The 18,318-nt window shown below is 67.7% G+C and carries 19 protein-coding genes; 9 read left to right on the top strand and 10 right to left on the bottom strand.

Annotated features, from left to right (window positions below; all coding sequences use genetic code 11):
• Nucleotides 1–102: 102 nt before the first annotated feature.
• The 9 genes from VGK20_13950 to VGK20_13910 all read right to left on the bottom strand — a co-directional run bounded on the left by VGK20_13950 (nucleotide 103) and on the right by VGK20_13910 (nucleotide 8,183).
• Nucleotides 103–1,986, bottom strand: coding sequence for an acyl-CoA dehydrogenase family protein (locus tag VGK20_13950; protein ID HEY2775145.1), 1,884 nt, complete (start codon nucleotides 1,984–1,986; stop codon nucleotides 103–105).
• 132 nt (nucleotides 1,987–2,118) lie between these two features.
• Nucleotides 2,119–3,114 carry a deoxyhypusine synthase family protein gene (locus VGK20_13945; protein HEY2775144.1) on the bottom strand — a complete coding sequence of 332 codons (996 nt, stop codon included), beginning with the start codon at nucleotides 3,112–3,114 and terminating at the stop codon, nucleotides 2,119–2,121.
• A 34-nt stretch (nucleotides 3,115–3,148) separates the two neighbouring features.
• Nucleotides 3,149–4,216, bottom strand: a complete 1,068-nt coding sequence (locus VGK20_13940) for an NAD-dependent epimerase/dehydratase family protein (GenBank protein ID HEY2775143.1) — start codon at nucleotides 4,214–4,216, stop codon at nucleotides 3,149–3,151.
• A 9-nt stretch (nucleotides 4,217–4,225) separates the two neighbouring features.
• Entirely contained in the window at nucleotides 4,226–4,708 is a 483-nt protein-coding gene (locus VGK20_13935) for an SRPBCC family protein (GenBank protein ID HEY2775142.1), read from the bottom strand.
• 91 nt (nucleotides 4,709–4,799) lie between these two features.
• Nucleotides 4,800–5,066, bottom strand: a complete 267-nt coding sequence (locus VGK20_13930) for a DUF4404 family protein (protein HEY2775141.1) — start codon at nucleotides 5,064–5,066, stop codon at nucleotides 4,800–4,802.
• Between the two features lie 89 nt (nucleotides 5,067–5,155).
• Complete coding sequence (locus VGK20_13925) at nucleotides 5,156–5,761, bottom strand: glutathione S-transferase family protein (GenBank protein HEY2775140.1); 606 nt, start codon at nucleotides 5,759–5,761, stop codon at nucleotides 5,156–5,158.
• 35 nt (nucleotides 5,762–5,796) lie between these two features.
• Complete coding sequence (locus VGK20_13920) at nucleotides 5,797–6,231, bottom strand: SRPBCC family protein (protein ID HEY2775139.1); 435 nt, start codon at nucleotides 6,229–6,231, stop codon at nucleotides 5,797–5,799.
• Nucleotides 6,232–7,095 carry a DUF1295 domain-containing protein gene (locus tag VGK20_13915; GenBank protein HEY2775138.1) on the bottom strand — a complete coding sequence of 288 codons (864 nt, stop codon included), beginning with the start codon at nucleotides 7,093–7,095 and terminating at the stop codon, nucleotides 6,232–6,234. It abuts the gene before it with no gap.
• A 50-nt stretch (nucleotides 7,096–7,145) separates the two neighbouring features.
• The gene (locus VGK20_13910; protein HEY2775137.1) at nucleotides 7,146–8,183 is read right to left on the bottom strand and encodes a ferredoxin--NADP reductase; all 1,038 of its coding nucleotides are present in this window, start codon (nucleotides 8,181–8,183) and stop codon (nucleotides 7,146–7,148) included.
• A 264-nt stretch (nucleotides 8,184–8,447) separates the two neighbouring features.
• Between VGK20_13910 and aat the strand changes: the two genes are divergently transcribed.
• From aat to VGK20_13880, 6 genes are all read left to right on the top strand, one after another.
• Entirely contained in the window at nucleotides 8,448–9,161 is a 714-nt protein-coding gene (aat, locus tag VGK20_13905; GenBank protein ID HEY2775136.1) for a leucyl/phenylalanyl-tRNA--protein transferase, read from the top strand.
• The gene (locus tag VGK20_13900) at nucleotides 9,158–9,862 is read left to right on the top strand and encodes a 16S rRNA (uracil(1498)-N(3))-methyltransferase (protein ID HEY2775135.1); all 705 of its coding nucleotides are present in this window, start codon (nucleotides 9,158–9,160) and stop codon (nucleotides 9,860–9,862) included. The genes aat and VGK20_13900 overlap by 4 nt, the downstream gene beginning before the upstream one ends.
• Nucleotides 9,863–9,999: 137 nt before the next feature.
• Nucleotides 10,000–11,145 (top strand): CaiB/BaiF CoA-transferase family protein, encoded by a 1,146-nt coding sequence (locus VGK20_13895; GenBank protein ID HEY2775134.1) that lies wholly within the window; start codon nucleotides 10,000–10,002, stop codon nucleotides 11,143–11,145.
• A gap of 44 nt (nucleotides 11,146–11,189) precedes the next feature.
• On the top strand, nucleotides 11,190–12,128 hold the full coding sequence (locus VGK20_13890; GenBank protein HEY2775133.1) for an alpha/beta fold hydrolase: 939 nt from the start codon (nucleotides 11,190–11,192) through the stop codon (nucleotides 12,126–12,128).
• A 112-nt stretch (nucleotides 12,129–12,240) separates the two neighbouring features.
• A complete protein-coding gene (locus VGK20_13885; protein ID HEY2775132.1) occupies nucleotides 12,241–12,873 on the top strand; it encodes a CoA pyrophosphatase in 633 nt (210 codons plus the stop codon).
• 22 nt (nucleotides 12,874–12,895) lie between these two features.
• The gene (locus VGK20_13880; protein HEY2775131.1) at nucleotides 12,896–13,462 is read left to right on the top strand and encodes an NUDIX hydrolase; all 567 of its coding nucleotides are present in this window, start codon (nucleotides 12,896–12,898) and stop codon (nucleotides 13,460–13,462) included.
• Here the strand turns inward: VGK20_13880 and VGK20_13875 are convergent.
• Nucleotides 13,455–14,486 carry a zinc-binding dehydrogenase gene (locus VGK20_13875; protein ID HEY2775130.1) on the bottom strand — a complete coding sequence of 344 codons (1,032 nt, stop codon included), beginning with the start codon at nucleotides 14,484–14,486 and terminating at the stop codon, nucleotides 13,455–13,457. The genes VGK20_13880 and VGK20_13875 overlap by 8 nt on opposite strands.
• Nucleotides 14,487–14,681: 195 nt before the next feature.
• On the opposite strand from VGK20_13875, the gene VGK20_13870 reads away from it, so the two are divergent.
• The 3 genes from VGK20_13870 to rsmI all read left to right on the top strand — a co-directional run bounded on the left by VGK20_13870 (nucleotide 14,682) and on the right by rsmI (nucleotide 18,299).
• Nucleotides 14,682–16,283, top strand: coding sequence for a nitrilase-related carbon-nitrogen hydrolase (locus VGK20_13870; GenBank protein HEY2775129.1), 1,602 nt, complete (start codon nucleotides 14,682–14,684; stop codon nucleotides 16,281–16,283).
• A gap of 345 nt (nucleotides 16,284–16,628) precedes the next feature.
• The gene (locus VGK20_13865; GenBank protein HEY2775128.1) at nucleotides 16,629–17,465 is read left to right on the top strand and encodes an NAD+ synthase; all 837 of its coding nucleotides are present in this window, start codon (nucleotides 16,629–16,631) and stop codon (nucleotides 17,463–17,465) included.
• Nucleotides 17,466–17,468: 3 nt separating this feature from the next.
• Nucleotides 17,469–18,299, top strand: coding sequence for a 16S rRNA (cytidine(1402)-2'-O)-methyltransferase (gene rsmI / locus VGK20_13860; protein ID HEY2775127.1), 831 nt, complete (start codon nucleotides 17,469–17,471; stop codon nucleotides 18,297–18,299).
• Nucleotides 18,300–18,318 lie beyond the last annotated feature (19 nt).

Genomic DNA, 18,318 nt, shown 5'->3' with positions numbered 1-18,318 from the left:
AACTGACGCGCGCCCGAGAGCCGACGCGCGCCCGAGAGCCGACGCGGGCCCGCAAGCTGATGCGCGCCGGCTTGCAGCAGGCTGCGGAAAGAGCGCAGCCGCTTACGCCGGCTGCTTGAAGAACTTCGGCTCGAACGCATCGTCCGGCAGGTGAAGGTCCACCACGCCGTCCTTTGCGAGCCAGTTGTAGCCGCCCGAGATGACCTGGGCCGTCACTGCGCCCGAAGCGGCATCGTCGTTGCGCCACAGCGTGCGGAACGAGCCCGACACGCGGCGCCGCGACATTCCGCAGAAGAGGTCGGCCAGGCGCAGCGCCTCGGCGGCGTTGGCATCGCCGGACTCCTTCATCTGCCTGGCCCTGGCGCACACGACCGACATCGCGAACAGCTCCATGACGACGTCGACCGTGCGGAACAGGAAGGCCTGCTTCCTTTCCATCTTGGCCTGGTACAGCGCCATCGCGTGAAAGCTCGAGCGCGCCAGCTTGCGGGCGCTGCGTTCGACGAAGCGCATGTGTCCGGCAAGCGAGCCCCAGTCGCCGAACAGGAACGGCGTTTGCAGCCCCTTGAGCCACAGCGGCGGGTACCAGGCGGCGTAAAACGCGGCCATTCCCGGGATCGCCGCCAACTTGGTGGACATCGTGGCCTTCGGGTCGATCATCGCGCCCGCTACCTGAAGGTGCTTGTCGACGGCCTCGCGGGCCATGAACAGGTGCATGACCTCGCTCGATCCTTCGAAGATCAGGTTGATGCGGTTGTCGCGCATCATGCGCTCGACGCCGAGCCCGGTCTCGCCGCGCTCGCGCAGCGACGTCTCGTTCTCGTAGCCGCGACCGCCGCGGATCTGCAGCGTCGTGTCGAGGATCTTCCAGTTGGTGACGCTGTTCCATTCCTTGGCAGCAGCGGCTTCCAGGCGGATGTCGTAGCCGCCGCGCTCGGCCATGTTCGCGGTGATTTTCGCGATCGATTCCATCGCGAACGTGTCGGCGGCGATCTCGGCGATCATGTTGGAGATCGCCTCGTGCTTCCAGATCGGAAGTCCCCACTGAGAGCGCGCCGCGGACCAGCCCTTGACGATCTCGAGGCAGCGCTTGGCCGAACCCACGCACGCGGCCGGGAGCGAAAGACGCCCGGTATTGAGCGTGGTCAGCGCGATCTTCAGGCCCTGGCCCTCGCCTCCGATCAGGTTTTCCTTCGGCACGCGCACGTCCTGGAACGAGATGATGCCGTTGGCCAGCGCCTTGAGCCCCATGAACCGGCAGCGGTGCGCGACCTTGACGCCGGGCGTGTCGGCCTCGACGATGAAGGCGCTGATCTTCTTGGTCTTGGGATCGCGCGCCATCACGACCAGCAACTCGGCGATGGTGCCGTTGGTGCACCAGAGCTTCTCGCCGTTGATCACCCAGAAGTCGCCGTCCTTCTCGCAGGTGGTCGCCAGCGCGGACGGATCCGAGCCGACGTTGGGCTCGGTCAGCGCGAACGCCGAGATGGCGCCCTTGGCGCAGCGGGTGAGGTATTTCTGCTTCTGCTCCTCGGTGCCGAAGTCCTTGAGCGGCTGCGGCACGCCGATCGACTGGTGTGCCGACAGGAGTGCGACCAGGTTGCTGTCGTAGCTGCCGAGCAGCGCCATCGCATCGCAGTACTCGCTGATCGAGAAGCCGAGGCCGCCGTACTTCTTCGGGATCTTGATGCCGAAGGCCCCGAGCTTGCGCAGGCCGTCGACCACGTGGTCGGGGTATTCGCCGGTGCGATCGATCTCGGCCGCATCGACTTCGTCGCGCAGGAAAGTCTCGAGCCTGGCGTGCCAGTCGGCGTACTCGGCGTTTCTCACGCCCGCGGTGGGGAACGGGTGCACGATGTCGAGCGGGAACTGGCCGAGGTAAAGCTCGCGAATGAAGGCGCGGCCCGCCCACTCCTGTTCGCGCGACTCTTCGGCGACGCGCCTGCTTTCTTCCTCGCTGCCGGTCTTGATGCTGGTATCGGCCATCGAAATGTTCTCCTCGGTTCCCGTTGTTCCGGTTTTCCGGCCCGGCGGCGGCGGGACGCCGTCAACCCCCGGGAAATAGCGCTTCCCGCTTACTGTGGCCAGAGCGGCCGCGAAGGCCGATCCGCCGGACCTTCAGGCGCGCGAGCTTTCGAGCACGTACGCGAACACGAGCGGCGCGACGATGGTCGCGTCCGACTCGATGACGAAACGCGGCGTGTCGACGCCGAGCTTTTCCCAGGTGATCTTCTCGTTGGGAACGGCGCCCGAATAGGAACCGTAGCTCGTGGTCGAGTCGCTGATCTGGCAGAAGTACCCCCACAGCTTGATGTGCTCGAGCTGGAGGTCCTGGCGCATCATCGGCACGACGCAGATCGGGAAGTCGCCGGCGATGCCGCCGCCGATCTGGAAGAAGCCGATCGACTTGTCCGTGGTCGTCTTCTGGTACCACTCGGACAGCGACATCATGTACTCGATGCCGCTGCGCACGGTGTGCACGTTTTTGACGGTCCCGCGGATGCAGTGGGACGCGAAGATGTTGCCGAGCGTCGAGTCTTCCCAGCCCGGGACGAAGATCGGCAGCTTCTTCTGGCAGGCCGCGACCAGCCAGCTGTCGGAAGGATCGATCTGGAAGTGCTTCTCGAGAACGCCCGTGTCGATCAGGCGATAGAAGAATTCGTGGGGGAAAAGCCGCTCGCCGCGCTTGTCGGCGGCCATCCACTCGTCCAGCACGGCGCCTTCGAGGCGGCGGATCGCTTCTTCTTCGGGGATGCAGGTGTCGGTGACGCGGTTGAGGTGGCGCTCGAGCAGCTCGACTTCTTCGTGCGGCGCGAGCTCGCGGTAGTGCGGCACGCGCACGTAATGGTCGTGGGCGACGAGGTTGAACAGGTCTTCCTCGAGGTTGGCGCCGGTGCAGGTGATCGCGTGGACCTTGCCGCGGCGGATCATCTCGGCCACCGAGATGCCGAGCTCGGCCGTGCTCATCGCACCGGCCATCGTCAGCAGCATGTGGTTGCCGGCATCGACGAAATCGACGTAGGCGCGCGATGCGTCCACGAGCGCGGCAGAGTTGAAGTGCCGGTAGTGGTGGCGAAGGAAATCGGCGATCCCTTTCGGTGCGGCGTACGGCATGATCGCGGGCTTTTGGGGCGGGCGGTGCGGAAATTCAAACCGGACGCTGCGTCCGGCGGTTTCCGCTCCCGGCATTCTCGCGCTGCCAGTGGACGCTGTCGCGGCACGTTTCGGCCGTATCGCGGAAGCGGACCCCGAGCTCGCGCTCGGCTTTCGACGAATCGAGCTTGATGTTGGCGTGCATCGTGCGCACTGCCGTCGGCGTCACCAGCGGTGCGCCGCCGGTAAGCCGTCCCCAGGCTTCGCAGCCGTACGCGTATGCGAGCAGCACGTAGTGCGGGATCTCGTAGCGGGGCCCGGCCACGCCGGTCGCGGCCTCGAGCTGCTTCATGATGTCGCGCATCGGCAGGAAGCGGCCACCGACGATGTATTTGTCGAGGTGCGGCGCCTGGCCGGGCGCCGCCGCGACGCCGTTGCGGGATTCCAGCGCGCGGGAGGCCGCCGCGATCATCGCGAGCGCGACGTCGCGCGCATCGACGATCGAAGTTCCGCCGCCGATGTTCGCCGGGATCTTGCGGTCGAGGAATTCGGCGATGAGCTTGCCGGCGCCGGTCGGAGCCGCGTCCCACGGTCCCCAGATCCAGCCGGGGAGAATCTCGACGATGCGGATGGCGCTCGTGCTTCGCCACGCAGCGATCGCTGCGTCGCCTTTCAGCTTGCTTCGGAAATACGGATTGTCGCGCTGGACCGGCAGCGGAGGCGTGTCCTCGTCGCCGGCGCTGCCGTCGCTCTTGCGGCCGATAGTCCCGCCGCTGCTCACGTGCACGAAGCACGGCACCGACGCGGAGTCGGCGGCATCGAGCAGCTCCATCGTCGCGCCGATGTTGATGCGGTCGAGCTCGCCCTGATCGGAGCCGGGCTCGAACGCTTCGCGAAAGTACGCGGCCGTGTGGAAGACGGCGTCGCAGCCGGCCAGCCCGGGCGCGAAACCGGCGACGTTTTTCATGTCGCCGACGATCACGCGCGCCGCCGTTCCGTGGAGCACGCGCTCGGCCTTGGCGGCATTTCGAGCCAGGGCGCGAACTTCGTGCCCACCGGCTTCGAGCGCGCGGACGAGGTTATTGCCGAGAAGCCCGGTCGCTCCCGTGACGAAGGCTTTCATCGAGCCGCGTCACGCATCGGCCGTGCGGCCGGCGGCGCCCAGAGCCCTTCTCAGGTTGGCGAGGTAATCGCGCGCCGCGCCGGCGGCCTCGGCTTCGACGAAGGAGCGGATCAGCGACTGCAGCAGCCACGGCACCGGCGTGTCGGGCGCGAAGCGCTGCTTGAGAAGGATGCGCGTCTGGTCGCCCTGGCCGCTCAGGCGAAGCTGGCCGCGCACGTCGGTGTTGTCCTGGCTGGCCGAGATTCCCTCGAAGCTGATGTCGTCGGTGCCGTTGCCGCGATAGCGCGCCGTGTAGCGCACCGTCATGCTGACCGGGCCGGTGGAACGCTCCTTGTAGATGAATCGGTACGTGTCGGGCCCGATGTTTTCGCAGCGGTCGAGGCCGGGGATGCAGCGCGACGAGCCGACGACGTCCCACAGGTACGCGTAGACGCGCTCGAGCGGCGCGGCGACCGTCACGGATTCCTCGATCTCGGTTGGGAACTTGGCCATGGTCGGGCTCCTGTCGGGCGTAATGCGGATATGTAATGGGGTCAGGCACTATACGTATAGTGCCTGACCCCATTACATATCCGCATAGAGGTCAGACGCCGATGTTGGCGAGCTGGTCGATGACGGCGCCCATCGCGGTCGCGAGGCGAGGGTGGGTGGCTTCGAAGCGCTCGACGGCGTCACTCAGGCGCTCGGTCAGGCGCTCGGCCAGCGTGTGTGCCGCTGCCCGGTCCATGACGACGTCGATGTCCGCGCGAATACCGGAGAGCATCTCCTCCATATCGGCATCGACGTCGCCGACTTTGGCGAGCTCGCGTCGAAGCTCCATCAGCGTGCGGCGAAGTTCCTGGTCGGACACCTTGTTCTCCTCGAGGCTCCGGATCGGCCATCCGTTGCGCTACCCCGGAATGGAGTCTGGCCGAGGCGGAATGCCGAAGGAAGCGGGGGTTACAGCGCCGTGATCGGCTTGTGGCCGGGCTGGGACCGCACTCTCTCGAGCCACGCGCGGATCGCGGGAAAAGGGCTCAGGTCGAAGCCGCCCTCATCGGCGACGTGGGTGTACGCGTACAGCGCGATGTCGGCGATCGTGTAGCGGCCCGCGACGAAATAGTCGTTCTTCGAAAGGTGCTGCTCCATCACCTTGAGCGCCGCGATCCCGTCCTTGATCTTTTCGGCGTAGCGACGGCGCCGGTGCGAATCGAACTCGGTGTGCCTCAGCCAGAACCGCGACGTGGCGATGTTGGGCTCGTGGCTGTACTGCTCGAAGAAGAGCCACTGGAACACCTGGGAGCGCTCCCAGCGCTCCTCGGGAAGAAACGGCGTTGCGTCGGCGAGGTAGAACAGGATCGCATTCGACTCGGACAGGTGGCGTCCGTCCTCCAGCTCGAGCACCGGAATGCGCCCGTTGATGTTCCTGGCGAGGAATTCGGGCGTGCGCGACTTGCCGGACAGGATGTCCACCTCGACGTAGTCGTACGCGATGCCGAGCTGCCCGAGCAGCAGCCGCACCTTGTAGCCGTTTCCGGAGTCGTGAAAGTCGTACAGTCTCAGCAACGTCGTTTCCTGCTGGTCGTTTGCCGCAGCAATCCTCAGCGCTCCGGAAAGTATTTCTTCGCCAGCCCGTCCAGTCCATTGCGAAAGATGCGCTCGACGATGAGGCGCATCAGCCAGCCGAGTCCGGGGATCCTCGAATCGAAGCGGACGCGCCACGTGATCATCGTGCCGTCCCCATCGGGTGCGAACATCGTCTCGCCGTAGTGGTCCTTCAGCGGCAGTCCGCCGCGGATGATGCGGTAGGCGAAGCGCCGTCCGGGCTCCCATTCGACGACCTGCTCGTAGACCTTGACGCCGTTCGAGGACAGCACGCGGATGCAGCCGACGCCGTTGCGGTCGGGCCGTCCTTCCTTCTCGAGCCAGGAGTCGCTGAAGCCGGCCCAGTTCTTCCAGTCGGCGTGGTCGGTGTAGCGGTCCCAGACGTCGGCGACGGGTGCGCGGAAATGCCTTTTTACTTCGATGTGCTGCACTTACGCGCCCCGCGGCGGCAGCGGAACCAGCCCCGAAACCTTCTTCATGTGCTCGCGATAGCCCGGCCTGCGCTCCTCGCTGCGCCGGTCGAGCAGCGGGATGCTGACGAACACGAACATCGTCGTCATCGCCACCGCGCCGGTGACGGACCAGAAGTGAGGATCGCTGGCCAGTCCGAACAGGGCCAGGCCCCACCACAGCGACACTTCTCCGAAGTAGTTCGGATGCCGCGAGTACTTCCACAGGCCGGTCGCCATGATCTCTTCGTGGCTCGTGCGCCGGTCGAGCCACGAGCGAAGCTGCTGGTCGGCCACCGCTTCGATGAGCGTCGCGCCGGTCGTGACGGTGAAGGCCGCCAGGTCGAGGACGCCGATCGGTGCCGACGAAGTGGTTGCCGACCACACCGGCAGCAGGCCCGCGAACACGATCAGGGTCGGGAAGAAGTGCACGCCGCCGAGACTGGCCAGCGGCCACGCTTTGCCGGCCTTGCCCCGGATGTCGACGTAGCGCCAGTCTTCGTGGCCGAGGCCGTGCCACTGGCGGTACCAGTTCCACGTAAGACGCGCTCCCCACAGTCCCAGCGCGATCAGCACGAGCGCCTGGCGCACGGGGTTCGCACCGGCGGCCTGGGGGACGGTCGTCCAGTACCATGCGATCGGCAGCGGGGCGACGCTCCAGTACGGGTCGTAGAAGCTCGAGTTGTCGAAAGCCACGCTGAACGCGAACACGGCGACGGTCGCCGCAGAGTCGGCCACCAGCGCGACCGTTACCGGATGGAAGCCGGCAACTGCGCGGCCGGCAATCAGCGCCAGCACGAAAGCCGAAAGGTAGGCGAGAAGGACGAGCGCGGAGGCTCTGCGCATGGCGGCGACCTATGGAGTGCGACGCAGGCAGAGGCAAGCCCGCAGCGCGTTCAATCCGGATATTCGACGCTGACGTCGTCGGTGTCGGGCACGGACTGGCAGGTCAGCACCCAGCCCTCGTCGAGCTCGGCCTGACTCAGGAAGTCGTTGTGCAGCATGTGGACCTTGCCGCGCAGCAGCTTGGCCATGCAGCACCCGCAGAATCCGCTCTCGCACGAGGACGGCGGCTCCAGGCCGCAACGCTTGGCGGCGTGCAGGATGGTTTCGCCTTCGCGCAGCTCGATCGTCTGGCGTGCGCCGTCCAGGCTGAGCTCGATCCGGCGCAGGCCGGCGCCGGCACCGGCGACCTCGTCTTCGCTGGCCAGCGAAGTGAAGCGCTCGATGTGGATGTCCCCAGCAGGCACGCCTGCCGCGAGCAGCGTCTTCTCGACCGTGTCCATGAACGGCCCCGGGCCGCAGATGTACACGTGGCTGACGCCGGCCCCTTCGAAGTGGCGGCGCACGGCAGGCTCGTCGATGAACCCCTCGCGCACGTCGAGACGGTGCACGACCTGGAGTCGCCCCGGATAGCGGCCAGCCAGCTCGTCGATCTCGGCGCGAAAGATCACCGATGCCTCGTCACGGTTGGCGTAGACGAGGCGAACGCGTCGCGCCGAGCCGGCCAGCGCGGTCTTCAGGATCGAGATCACCGGGGTGATGCCGCTGCCGCCGGCGAACAGCAGCAGGTCGGCCTCCGTGTCGCCGAGCACGAAATGCCCCGTCGGCGGCAGTACCTTGACGGTGTCGCCCTCTTTCAGGTTCTCGTTGATCCAGTTCGAGATGCGCCCGTCGGCGACGCGCTTGACGGTGACCTTGTGCTCGTTTTCGACGGCCGGCGAGCTTGCCAGCGAGTAGCAGCGGTACAGGTGCTTCCCCGCGAACGGGACCTGCAGCGTCAGATATTGTCCCGACTGGTACTCGAAAATCGTGCGCAGCGCCTCCGGGATCTCGAACACGATCGAGGTCGCATCGGAGGTCTCGCGGATGATGCGGCGCACGCGCAGGTCGTGGTAGTGGTGGCGGGGATCGCCCGAAGTGGTCGCGCTCATTGTTCTCCAGGGGGACCGAAGGGCTGGACCTGCTGCCTTCCTTCCTGAATCGGCCCGCATCGGCCGGCATTGGCCTGCGTTGGCCGGCTTTGGCCGACGCGCTGCGGCGCACGGGCAGTCGCCCGGAAAGCGGTTGCGGCGCCGTACTTACGAGCTAAGAGTCTCCGCTACAAATCCCTGTCGCCGTGGTGCCGCCAAGGGCGCACCCGCACAGGATGAGCCCGGGGAGACCGCGGCGACGCCGTTTTCCACGGGAATGAACCAATGACGGTCTACCGCCTGGGAAAGACTCTGGCGTTTCCGCCACCCGAAGAAGCCGAGCCTAGCGGCCTGCTCGCTGTCGGAGGCGATCTTGCGACCGATCGGCTGCTGCTCGCCTACGCGATGGGAATCTTTCCGTGGTACAGCGACGAGACGCCGATCCTCTGGTTCTCGCCGGATCCCCGCGGCGTGCTGACGCCGAAGACGCTCGTCGTGCACCACTCGCTGGCTCGCCGTGTCCGCTCGGGCCGCTACGAGGTTACGCTCGACCGAGCTTTCGGCGACGTGATCCGCGCCTGCGCCATGACCAGGCGCGACGGCCCTGCCGGCACCTGGATCACCGCCGACATGATTCGCGCGTACGAGACGCTGTACGATCTCGGTTTCGCGCACAGCGTCGAGGCATGGCACGACGGTGCGCTGGTCGGCGGGCTGTACGGTGTCTCCCTCGGCACCGCGTTCTTCGGCGAGTCGATGTTCTCGCGCGAGCGTGATGCCTCGAAGGTTTCGCTGGTGCACCTGGTTCGCCAGCTGGAGACGTGGGGCTTCGACCTGATCGATTGCCAGGTGCGCAATGACCATCTGGCCAGCCTCGGCGCCGAGCAGTGGCCGCGCGAGCGTTTCCTGGCGACGCTCACCGGGTGCCTCAGAAGCCGCACTCGCACCGGACCCTGGTCCTTCGACGACGATTCGCTGGCGCACCGGCTCGGCAAATGAACCTGGTCCTCGTCGACGCCTGCGAAATCGACGGCAACGTCGCAGTGCTCCGCGACCGCCGCGCCCGGCACATCCTCGAGGTGCACCGCGCCGAGGCGGGGCGAACGCTGAAAGTCGGCGTGCTCGGCGGCAGGATCGGAACGGGCCTCGTGCGCCGCGCCGACGACGAAGCGGTGGAGCTCGAGATCGCACTGGATACGGATCCGCCGGCGCCGCTCGCCTGCACGCTCGTGCTGGCGCTGCCGAGGCCGCGCGTGATGCACCGAGTGCTCGCCGGCGCGACGTCGTTCGGCGTCAAGAGAATCGTCCTTATCGGCTCGCAGCGGGTGGAAAAATCGTACTGGAAGAGCCCGGTGCTCGCCGACGAAGCGATCCACCGCGAGCTCGTCGCCGGCCTGGAGCAGGGCTGCGACACGATGCTGCCCGTCGTCAGCAAGCACGTGCGATTTCGCCCGTTCGTCGAGGACGAGCTTGCGCCTCTGTGCGAAGGAACCCTCGCGCTGGTCGCGCACCCGCGCACCGGGCAGCCCTGCCCGCGCGCCGACGGCGCGCCGGTAACGCTCGTCGTCGGCCCCGAGGGCGGCTTCAACGAGTTCGAGCTCGGAATGCTCGAATCCGCGGGCCTTCGAAGCGTGACGCTCGGCCCGCGCCCGCTTCGCGTCGAGAACGCGATCGCCGCGCTGCTCGGCCGCCTGTTCTGACAGCTTCTTTTTCTTGCGTGGAGCCGCACGCGACCCATGCGGCGCCCGGTCGAGCCCGTTGCCTCCAGCGACCGCGCATTGTTGAATTCGCCTGCCCCGGCACCTATGCAGCCAGCATGCCACGCCGCCCCGGACCCTTGTCCGGCCTTCGTGTCCTCGAGATTGCGGCCATCGGTCCGGTTCCATTCGCCGGCATGCTGCTTTCCGACCTCGGTGCCGACGTCATCCGCGTCGACCGCACCCGCCCCGATCCCGGCAGCACGTGGAACGATCCTCACCTGGACGTGCTCGGTCGCGGGCGCCGCTCGATCGCCGTCGACCTGAAGACCGAGCGCGGCGTCGAAGTCGTGCTCCGTCTTGCCGAGAGCGCCGACGTCCTGCTCGAAGGATTCCGTCCCGGCGTTGCCGAACGCCTCGGCATCGGTCCCCAGGCGTGCATGATCCGCAATTCGCGCCTCGTTTACGGGCGCATGACGGGATGGGGCCAGCAGGGGCCGCTGGCATCGGCCGCCGGCCACGACATCAATTACGTCGCGCTGACCGGCGCCCTTCACGCGGTCGGCGGTGAAGACTCGCCGGTGCCTCCGCTCAATCTCGTCGGCGATTTCGGGGGCGGCGCGCTCTACCTCGTGACCGGAGTGCTGGCGGCGCTTCTGGAGAGAGTACGATCGGGCAAGGGCGACGTCGTCGATGCGGCAATGGTCGACGGCGCTGCCTCGCTGATGTCGATCTTCTACGTCATGCAGCAGATCGGGTTCTGGCAGGACCGTCGCGGCGCGAATTTCCTCGACGGCGGCGCGCCGTTCTACGGCACCTATCGCACGGCCGACGACAAGTTCGTCAGCGTCGGCGCCATCGAGCCGCAGTTCTGGGCCGAGCTCCTCGCGCGCCTCGGCATCGACGCCGCGGAAATGGGCTTCCAGCACGATCGCGACGCCTGGCCGGCAATGCGCGAGCGGCTCGAAGCGGTATTCCGCACGCGCACCCGCGACCAGTGGTGCGAAGTTCTCGAGGGCAGCGATGCCTGTTTCGCTCCGGTGCTGACGATCGCCGAAGCGGCCGATCATCCTCACATGGCGGCGCGCGGCACCTTCGTGCGCGCCGACGGGATCACCAGGCCGGGACCGGCGCCGCGCTTCGAGCGCTCCCGCGTCGATCCGCTGGCCGCGGCTCCTTGCCTCGGCGCCCACACGCGCCAGGTTCTCGAAGAAGCCGGCTACTCCCCGGGGCAGATCGAATCCCTTCTCGAATCGGGAACGATCGCCGCCGAACGTGTCTCGTGACGAACATTCTCCAGCGGGGTCGCAGCGCGAGTCAGCGCCTCCGGATGGCGGCGGTCGCCGCCGCTGCCGCATTTGGCGTCATGCTCGTTGTCGCTTCAGGCAGCATCGCGCGCGCCGACGATCTCCTCGACGACAAGGCCAGCGGCCTTTCGTACCTGCAGATCGTCACCGGCGGTGCTGCGGCGACCGATCCGCTGCCGCTCGTCGTCGCGATCCACGGTCTCGGCGACAACCCCCAGTCGTTCCGGCTCCTGCTCGACGAGCTTCCGTCCAAGGCCCGGCTGATCTTTCCGCGCGGGCCGATGCCGCACGGCGAAGACGGCTTTTCGTGGTTCGACTTCCACCCGGACGACGAGGATGACGGCGGCGCGGAGCTGGGCAAGGGCATCCAGGCCTCGGCCGAGCGCATCGCGCAGCTCATCGTCGCGCTGACGGAAAGGTACCACGGTCCGTCACGCGCGATCGTGTGCGGATTCTCGCAGGGTGGAATGCTCTCGTTCGCGCTTGCGGCCGAGCACCCGGAGCTGGTCGCGGTGGCCATCCCCGTCAGCGGCGAGCTTCCGCAATCGCTGTGGCCGGCCGAGAGATCCAAGGTGCGCCCGCTGCCGAAAATCATCGCGCTGCACGGCGAAAACGACAAGCTCGTGCCGGTGATCCGCGCGAACTGGTCGGTCGAAGCGTTAAAGAGCAACGGTTACGATGCGAAGCTCAAGACCTGGCCCGGAGTATCGCACGCGCTGTCGCACGAGATGCGGATCGAGCTGATCTCGCAGGTCGTCAGCGCCCTGTCGGCATTCGAACCGCCACCGGCCGCGGCCGGTGGCGAGTTGCCGGCGGCGCCACCGCGACAGGACAGCGAGTCGAAAGCAGGAATGATGCCACCGCCGGCGGCGCCGCAAGCTCCGGCTCAGCAGCCGGCCACCGGCGCTGCTGCGACGCCGTCTTCTTCGCCCGACGTCGCAACGACGCCTTCCGCGCCATAGGGGCGTTCGCTCCTCCGTCGCGGCACGCTCTGCGAGGCGCGACCGCGCGACTTCGACCTGAGCGCGCAGATCGTCGCTCGACATCGCTTCGGTTGGCGTTATCCTTCGTTGCATGGCCGCGTTCGGGCTACTGTTCGACTGTGATCTGCGACGTCGCATCACTGCGAACCTCGAAACGTTCGAACGTCGCGCCTATCCCCGTTCCTGCCTGAAAGCCGCTGCGGTCGCGGTCACGCTGCTCGCCGACGAGGAGCAGCGTCCGTGCTTCGTGCTCACGCGCCGGGCAGCAAAGATGCGCTCGCACAGCCGCCAGTGGGCTCTTCCCGGCGGCAGGCTCGACCACGGCGAGACGGCCACCGTGGCGGCCCTGCGCGAGCTGGCCGAAGAAGTCGGCCTCGAAGTCGGTGCCGACCGCGTGCTCGGTCTTCTCGACGACTATCCGACGCGCTCCGGTTACGTGATCACCCCGGTCGTCGTCTGGGCGCGCCGCGACAGCATGCTGACGCCCAATCCTTCGGAGGTCTCCGAGGTCTACCGCGTCCCGATCGCCGAGCTCGAGCATCCCGAAGTGCCGCAGCTGCGGCGGATCCCCGAAAGCCAGCGCCCCGTGATTTCCATTCCGCTGATGGGCACCAACATCCACGCGCCGACAGCTGCCGTGCTCTACCAGCTGCGCGAGGTCGCGATCTGGGGCCGCAGCACCCGCGTCGCGCACTTCGAGCAGCCGGTATTCGCCTGGAGCTGAGGCCCGGGCGTTCTTCGCATCGATGCGTCGCAATGCGCTGCTCGAGCTGCTCGGCTCGTACCGTCCGTTTTCTGCGAACGATGCTGCGGCGTGCGAGCGCATCGCAGCGTTCGTGCGAGCGACGCCCGACTGTTTCGAGCGCTCCCATATCGAAGGTCACGTGACCGGATCGGCGTGGATCCTCGACGCTGAACGAGACCGCTGCCTCTTGACCCATCACCGCAAGCTCGGGCGCTGGCTGCAGCTCGGAGGGCACGCGGACGGGGACCCCGACATCGTCGCGGTCGCGCTGCGCGAGGCACGCGAAGAATCGGGGCTCACGAGCATTCGCGTCGTCGACTCGTCGATCTTCGATTGCGACGTGCACGCGATTCCGGAGCGCAAGGGCGAGCCGGCGCACCTGCACTACGACGTGCGCTTCCTGCTCGAAGCCGATCCGGCCGAAGCGCTCACCGTCAGCGAAGAATCCAGGGCACTGGCGTGGGTGCCGCTCGTCGACGTCGCTGCGCTCTGCGACGAGGAGTCGATGATGCGCATGGTCGCGCGCACGCCTGGTGCGGCTGCGACGAGCCGGCAGCGGATCAGCTAAGCGCGATCTTCATGACGCCCCCGGTGCGGCTGCGGAAAAGGTCATACGCCGCCGCGACCTCGGAGATCGGCATCGCGTGCGTCAGAAGCGGGGTCAGGTCGACTCTGCCGTCGCCGACCAGGCGCAGCAGGTAATCGAGGCGCTTCCTGCCGGTCGGGCACAGCGTCGTCACGAAACGGCGGTGAAGAAAGGTGCCGTCGAGCGGGATCGAGATTCGGCCGGTGGCTCCGTAGACGCCGACCGACGAGACGGTGCCGCCGAAGCGGGTAACGGCAAAGCAGTTGTCGAGGGCGTCCTGGCGACCGACGGCTTCGACCGCGACGTCGACGCCGCGGCCGCCCGTCAGGCGCATGATCTCGTCCACCGCTGTCTGCGGCGCGACGACGACGTCGGCGCCCAGCCTTTTTGCCATCGCGACGCGCTCGGGCACGCTTTCGACCGCGATGATGGTACCGGCACCGTACATCTTCGCGGCAGCCGTTACGCAAAGCCCGACCGGTCCCTGCGCGAACACCGCGACCGTCTGCCCTTCGCGAAAACCGGCTCTTTCGATCGCCGCGAATCCCGTCGACATGATGTCGCTCGCGAACAGCGCCTGGCGGTCGTCGATGGAGTCGGGGATGCGCGCGGAAGAAAAGTCCGCGCCACTGAGCAGGAACGCCTCCGACTGGCCTCCGAACAGCAGGTTCATCGGCGCGCCGTGCGTGATGCAGACCTGGGGCTCGTCGTCGATGCAGCGCTCGCAGCTTCCGCATCCGGTAAGGCACGCAGCGAGAATGCGGTCGCCGACGGCAAGCGTCTGGACTCCTTCTCCAACGGCTTCGACGATGCCGACGGATTCGTGGCCCATCGGGATGCCGGGAGGAACCATGTCGAACTCGTCGACGATGTGGATGTCGGATCCGCAGATCGTCGTCAGCGTCGTGCGCACGAGCACCTGGCCGGGACCGGGATCGGCGACGGGAAACTCGCGCCAGGCCACCTGGCCCGGCCCTTCCTTGATGCAGGCGTGAACGTTCGGCATCGGCGCATCGTGAACGCGCGCTGCGCGCACTCAAGTGGCGCGCGGGCGCAGCCGGCAACCGGCCTCGGCCCGCTCGCAATCCCACGGGGTCCCGCGTAGGGTCTCGCTCCCGTTCCAGGCAGCGGCCAAGGCGGCCGACCCAGCCGCAAGCGGGCGCGCGAGTGCCCTGACCCTGGCGGCACCCAGAGGATCCCGATGTCGAATGCAGATGACTCCCTTCGGAGGCCCGCCAAAGGCCCCCGGATCGGCCTTGCACAGGTTTCGCCTGCGCTCGGGGACGGTGCCGCCAATCTCGAGCGGCACCGCGCCGCGGTGGCCAAGGCCGTTGCCGACGGTTGCGACCTGCTGGTTTTTCCGGAGCTCGCCCTTGCCGGTTATCGCCTGAAGGATTCGGTGCCCGACGTTGCCATCCTGCGCGGCAGCGACACGTGGAAGGAGCTCGAGCTGCTGTCGAGCGACATCGCGATCGTCGCAGGCTTCGTCGAAGAGTCCCCCGATCATCTCTTTTACAACTCGGCTGCGTACTTCGAAGGCGGAAGCTGCAAGGCGGTGCACCGCAAGTGCTACCTGCCGACGTACGGCATGTTCGACGAGCAGCGCTACTTCGCGCGCGGCCGCTCGATTGCAGCCTTCGACACGCGCGCCGGCCGCGTCGCGATGCTGATCTGCGAGGACATGCTGCACCCGAGCGCCGTGACGATCGCTGCGTGCGACGGTGCGACGCTGCTGGTGGTTCCGTCGGCGAGCCCGGCCCGCGGCGTGACGTCGCCGGGAGAGGCCGATGCGAACGCGCGCACGTGGGAGAGCTACATCCAGGTGATGGCGCGCTCGTTCGGCGTGTGGGTCGCTTACTGCAATCGCGTCGGAGTCGAAGATGGCGTGACGTTCTGGGGAGGAAGCCAGATCGTCTCTCCGGCAGGCGAAGTCGTCGTGCGCTGCGCCTACTATGACGAAGACCAGCAGAGTGCGGTGCTTTCGGACGATGCCGTTCGCCGCCGCCGCATCGCCAATCCGCTCGTGCGCGACGAGGACCTCGATCTCACGATCAACGAGCTGGCGCGCATTCGCGGCCGTGTCGTCGAGTCGGAGAAGGCGCCGGCGCCGCCGTTGCGTGAGCGGCGCGGCGACGCAGACAGCCCGCCCCGCCGCGGCGACGGAGAAAGCCCGCCGAAGCGTTTCGATCGAAAGCCGCGTCCCTTCGGCGCCCCGCAGGCGTTCGACGACTCGCGGCAGGAAGGGGACTTCGGCAGCAAGCCGTTTCGCCCGCGCGGGAGCTTTGAGCAACGAGGGGCCCGCATGCCTCGCGAAGACCGCTTCTCCAAGGGCGGCGACGACCGGCCGCCGCGCAGGAATTTCGGCCGTGATCGGGCAGAAGGCGAGGGCGCAGAGCGTCCGCGCTTCGACGGGCCGCCGCGGGGCCGCTTCGGTGCACCGCCGCGGGGCGGTTTCGGCGCACCGCCGAGAGAACGCTCCGACGGACCGCCGCGGGGTGGCTTCGGTGCACCGCCGCGAGATCGTTCCGACGGGCCGCCGCGCGATCGTTTCGCGCCGCGCTTCGGCGGCGCCAAAGAAGGCCGGGACGATGCTCCGCGCGGACGTACAGGAGTCGGCGGCCCCGGCCGCTTCAGTCCCCCGCGTGGCCGCTTCACGGCTCGCGACCGCGACGAAGGCGGGTTCAAGCCGAAGCCGCGTTTCGGTGAGGGGGGCGGGCCGCGGGAACGCCAGAGGCCCGACCCCGCGCGCAAGCCGTTTCCGCGAGGCGTCAAGCCTGGCGGCCGCGGGCGCAAGGATCGCTGAGTGGCGACTCGCTCCGAAAGCGGCAGCAAGCCGCGGCGCAAGGCTGCGCCGAAAAAGACCGGGCCCAAGGCGCCGGCAGCCAAGGCTGCCGCGAGCCAACGCGCCGAGCCGGCTGCTGTCAAGCGATCGCGCCGGACAGACGTCGCATCGCCAGCAGAAAAGCCGGCAGTCAAGCGCAAGACCGCAGCGGCAACGCCGCGAAAAACCGCCGGCGCCGCTTCCCGCAAGACCGCTGCAGCGAAGCCTCGCGCGCGTGCGAAGAAGACCGACGCTGCCAGTTCCGCTGCGCTCGCCGAAATGGGCGAATCGCCGGCCGTGATCGTGCCGGAGCAGGAGCCTGCCCCTTTGCAGCTCGTCGGCCCTGCGTTTCCCGACACTGCATTTGCCGTGGTCGAGAAGCTTCTCACCGGCTTCCTTGCTCACGAGGTGCGCAAAGTCGGCGTTGGCCGCGCCGTGCTCGGCCTTTCCGGCGGCGTCGACTCCGCGGTGTCGGCGGCCGTTGCCGTGCGCGCGCTCGGGCCTGACAACGTGCTCGGCGTGATGATGCCGTACCAGTCGTCGAGCCCCGAAAGCCTTGCCGATGCGCGCGAAGTCGCCGCCAGTCTCGGCATCGAGACGATCGTCGTCGACATCACCTCGCAGATCGATGCGTACTTCGCCGCTTCTCCCGACGCTTCGCGCCTTCGGCGCGGAAACAAGATGGCGCGCGAGCGCATGACGGTCCTCTACGACCAGTCGGCTGCGCGCCAGGCCCTCGTCATCGGCACGACGAACAAGACCGAGCTGCTGCTCGGCTACGGCACGTTGTACGGCGACATGGCGTCGGCCCTCAACCCGATCGGCGACCTGTACAAGACCCAGGTCTGGGGTCTGGCGCGGCATCTCGGCCTTCCGGCAGCGGTGATCGAAAAAGCGCCGACTGCCGACCTGTGGAGCGGCCAGACCGACGAGACCGAGCTCGGATTTTCGTACCACGAGGTCGACCGCCTGCTGTACCGCCTCGTCGACGAGCGCTGCAGCGTCGGCGAGCTGCAGGACATGGGTTTCGACGCCGCTTTCGTCGAGCGGATCTCGCGCATGGTGCGCTCGTCGCAGTTCAAGCGCCGCCTTCCGATCATCGCGAAGATCTCCTCGCGCAGCGTCGACACCGACTTCCGTTATTCGCGAGACTGGGGTCTCTAACCCGTGGCAGGGCGGCTTTACGTCGTCGCGACGCCGATCGGCAACATGGGCGATCTTTCGCCGCGTGCGGCCGACGTGCTCGCGAAGGTCGACGTGGTCGCTGCCGAAGACACGCGGGTAACGGGCCGCCTGCTCGCGCGCGTCGACGCGAAAAACCGCATGGTCAGCTACCGCGAGCAGACCGAGCAGCGCCTGTCGCGCGACCTGGTCGAACGGATGCTCGAAGGCCAGAGCGTCGCGCTGGTGTCGGATGCGGGCACGCCGACGATCTCGGATCCGGGTTATCGCCTGGTGCACGCTGCTGCCGAAGCGGGAATCGAGATCGTCTCCGTGCCGGGGCCGTCGGCCGTCGTCGCGCTGTTGTCGATCAGCGGGCTTCCCACCGACCGATTCCGCTTCGAGGGATTTCCCCCGCCGCGCGCTGCCGCGCGACGTCGTCTGCTCGAAAGCCTGCGCGCCGAGGCGACGACAGTCGTGTTCTACGAGTCTCCGCACCGCATCGTCGAATTCCTGGGGGAGGTTGCCGAGGCGCTCGGCGATCCGCCGGTTGCAGCGGGGCGCGAGCTGACGAAGATGCACGAGGAAGTGGTGCGAGGCAGCGCGTCGCAGGTTGCCGCGCACTTTGCCGCCAAGGAGCCGCGCGGCGAATTCGTCGTCGCGGTGCACCTCGAAGGCGAAGCCGAATCGCTGACGGGGCAGGCGCTCGAGCGCGAAGTCGCTGCGCTTTCGGCGCGCGGGGTTCCCGCGCGCGAGATCGCCGCCGAGCTCAAGCCGCGCGGCGCGCACCGGCGCGAAGTCTACGAAGCGCTTCGCAAGCTGGCGTCGGCCACCTGAACTGCGGGGAGCCGCGAGC

The organism is Candidatus Binatia bacterium (genome assembly GCA_036493895.1).
Classification (GTDB): domain Bacteria; phylum Desulfobacterota; class Binatia; order UBA1149; family CAITLU01; genus DATNBU01.
The sequence above is the reverse complement of the archived record's forward strand: the minus strand, read 5'-3'. Positions and strand labels throughout refer to the sequence as shown.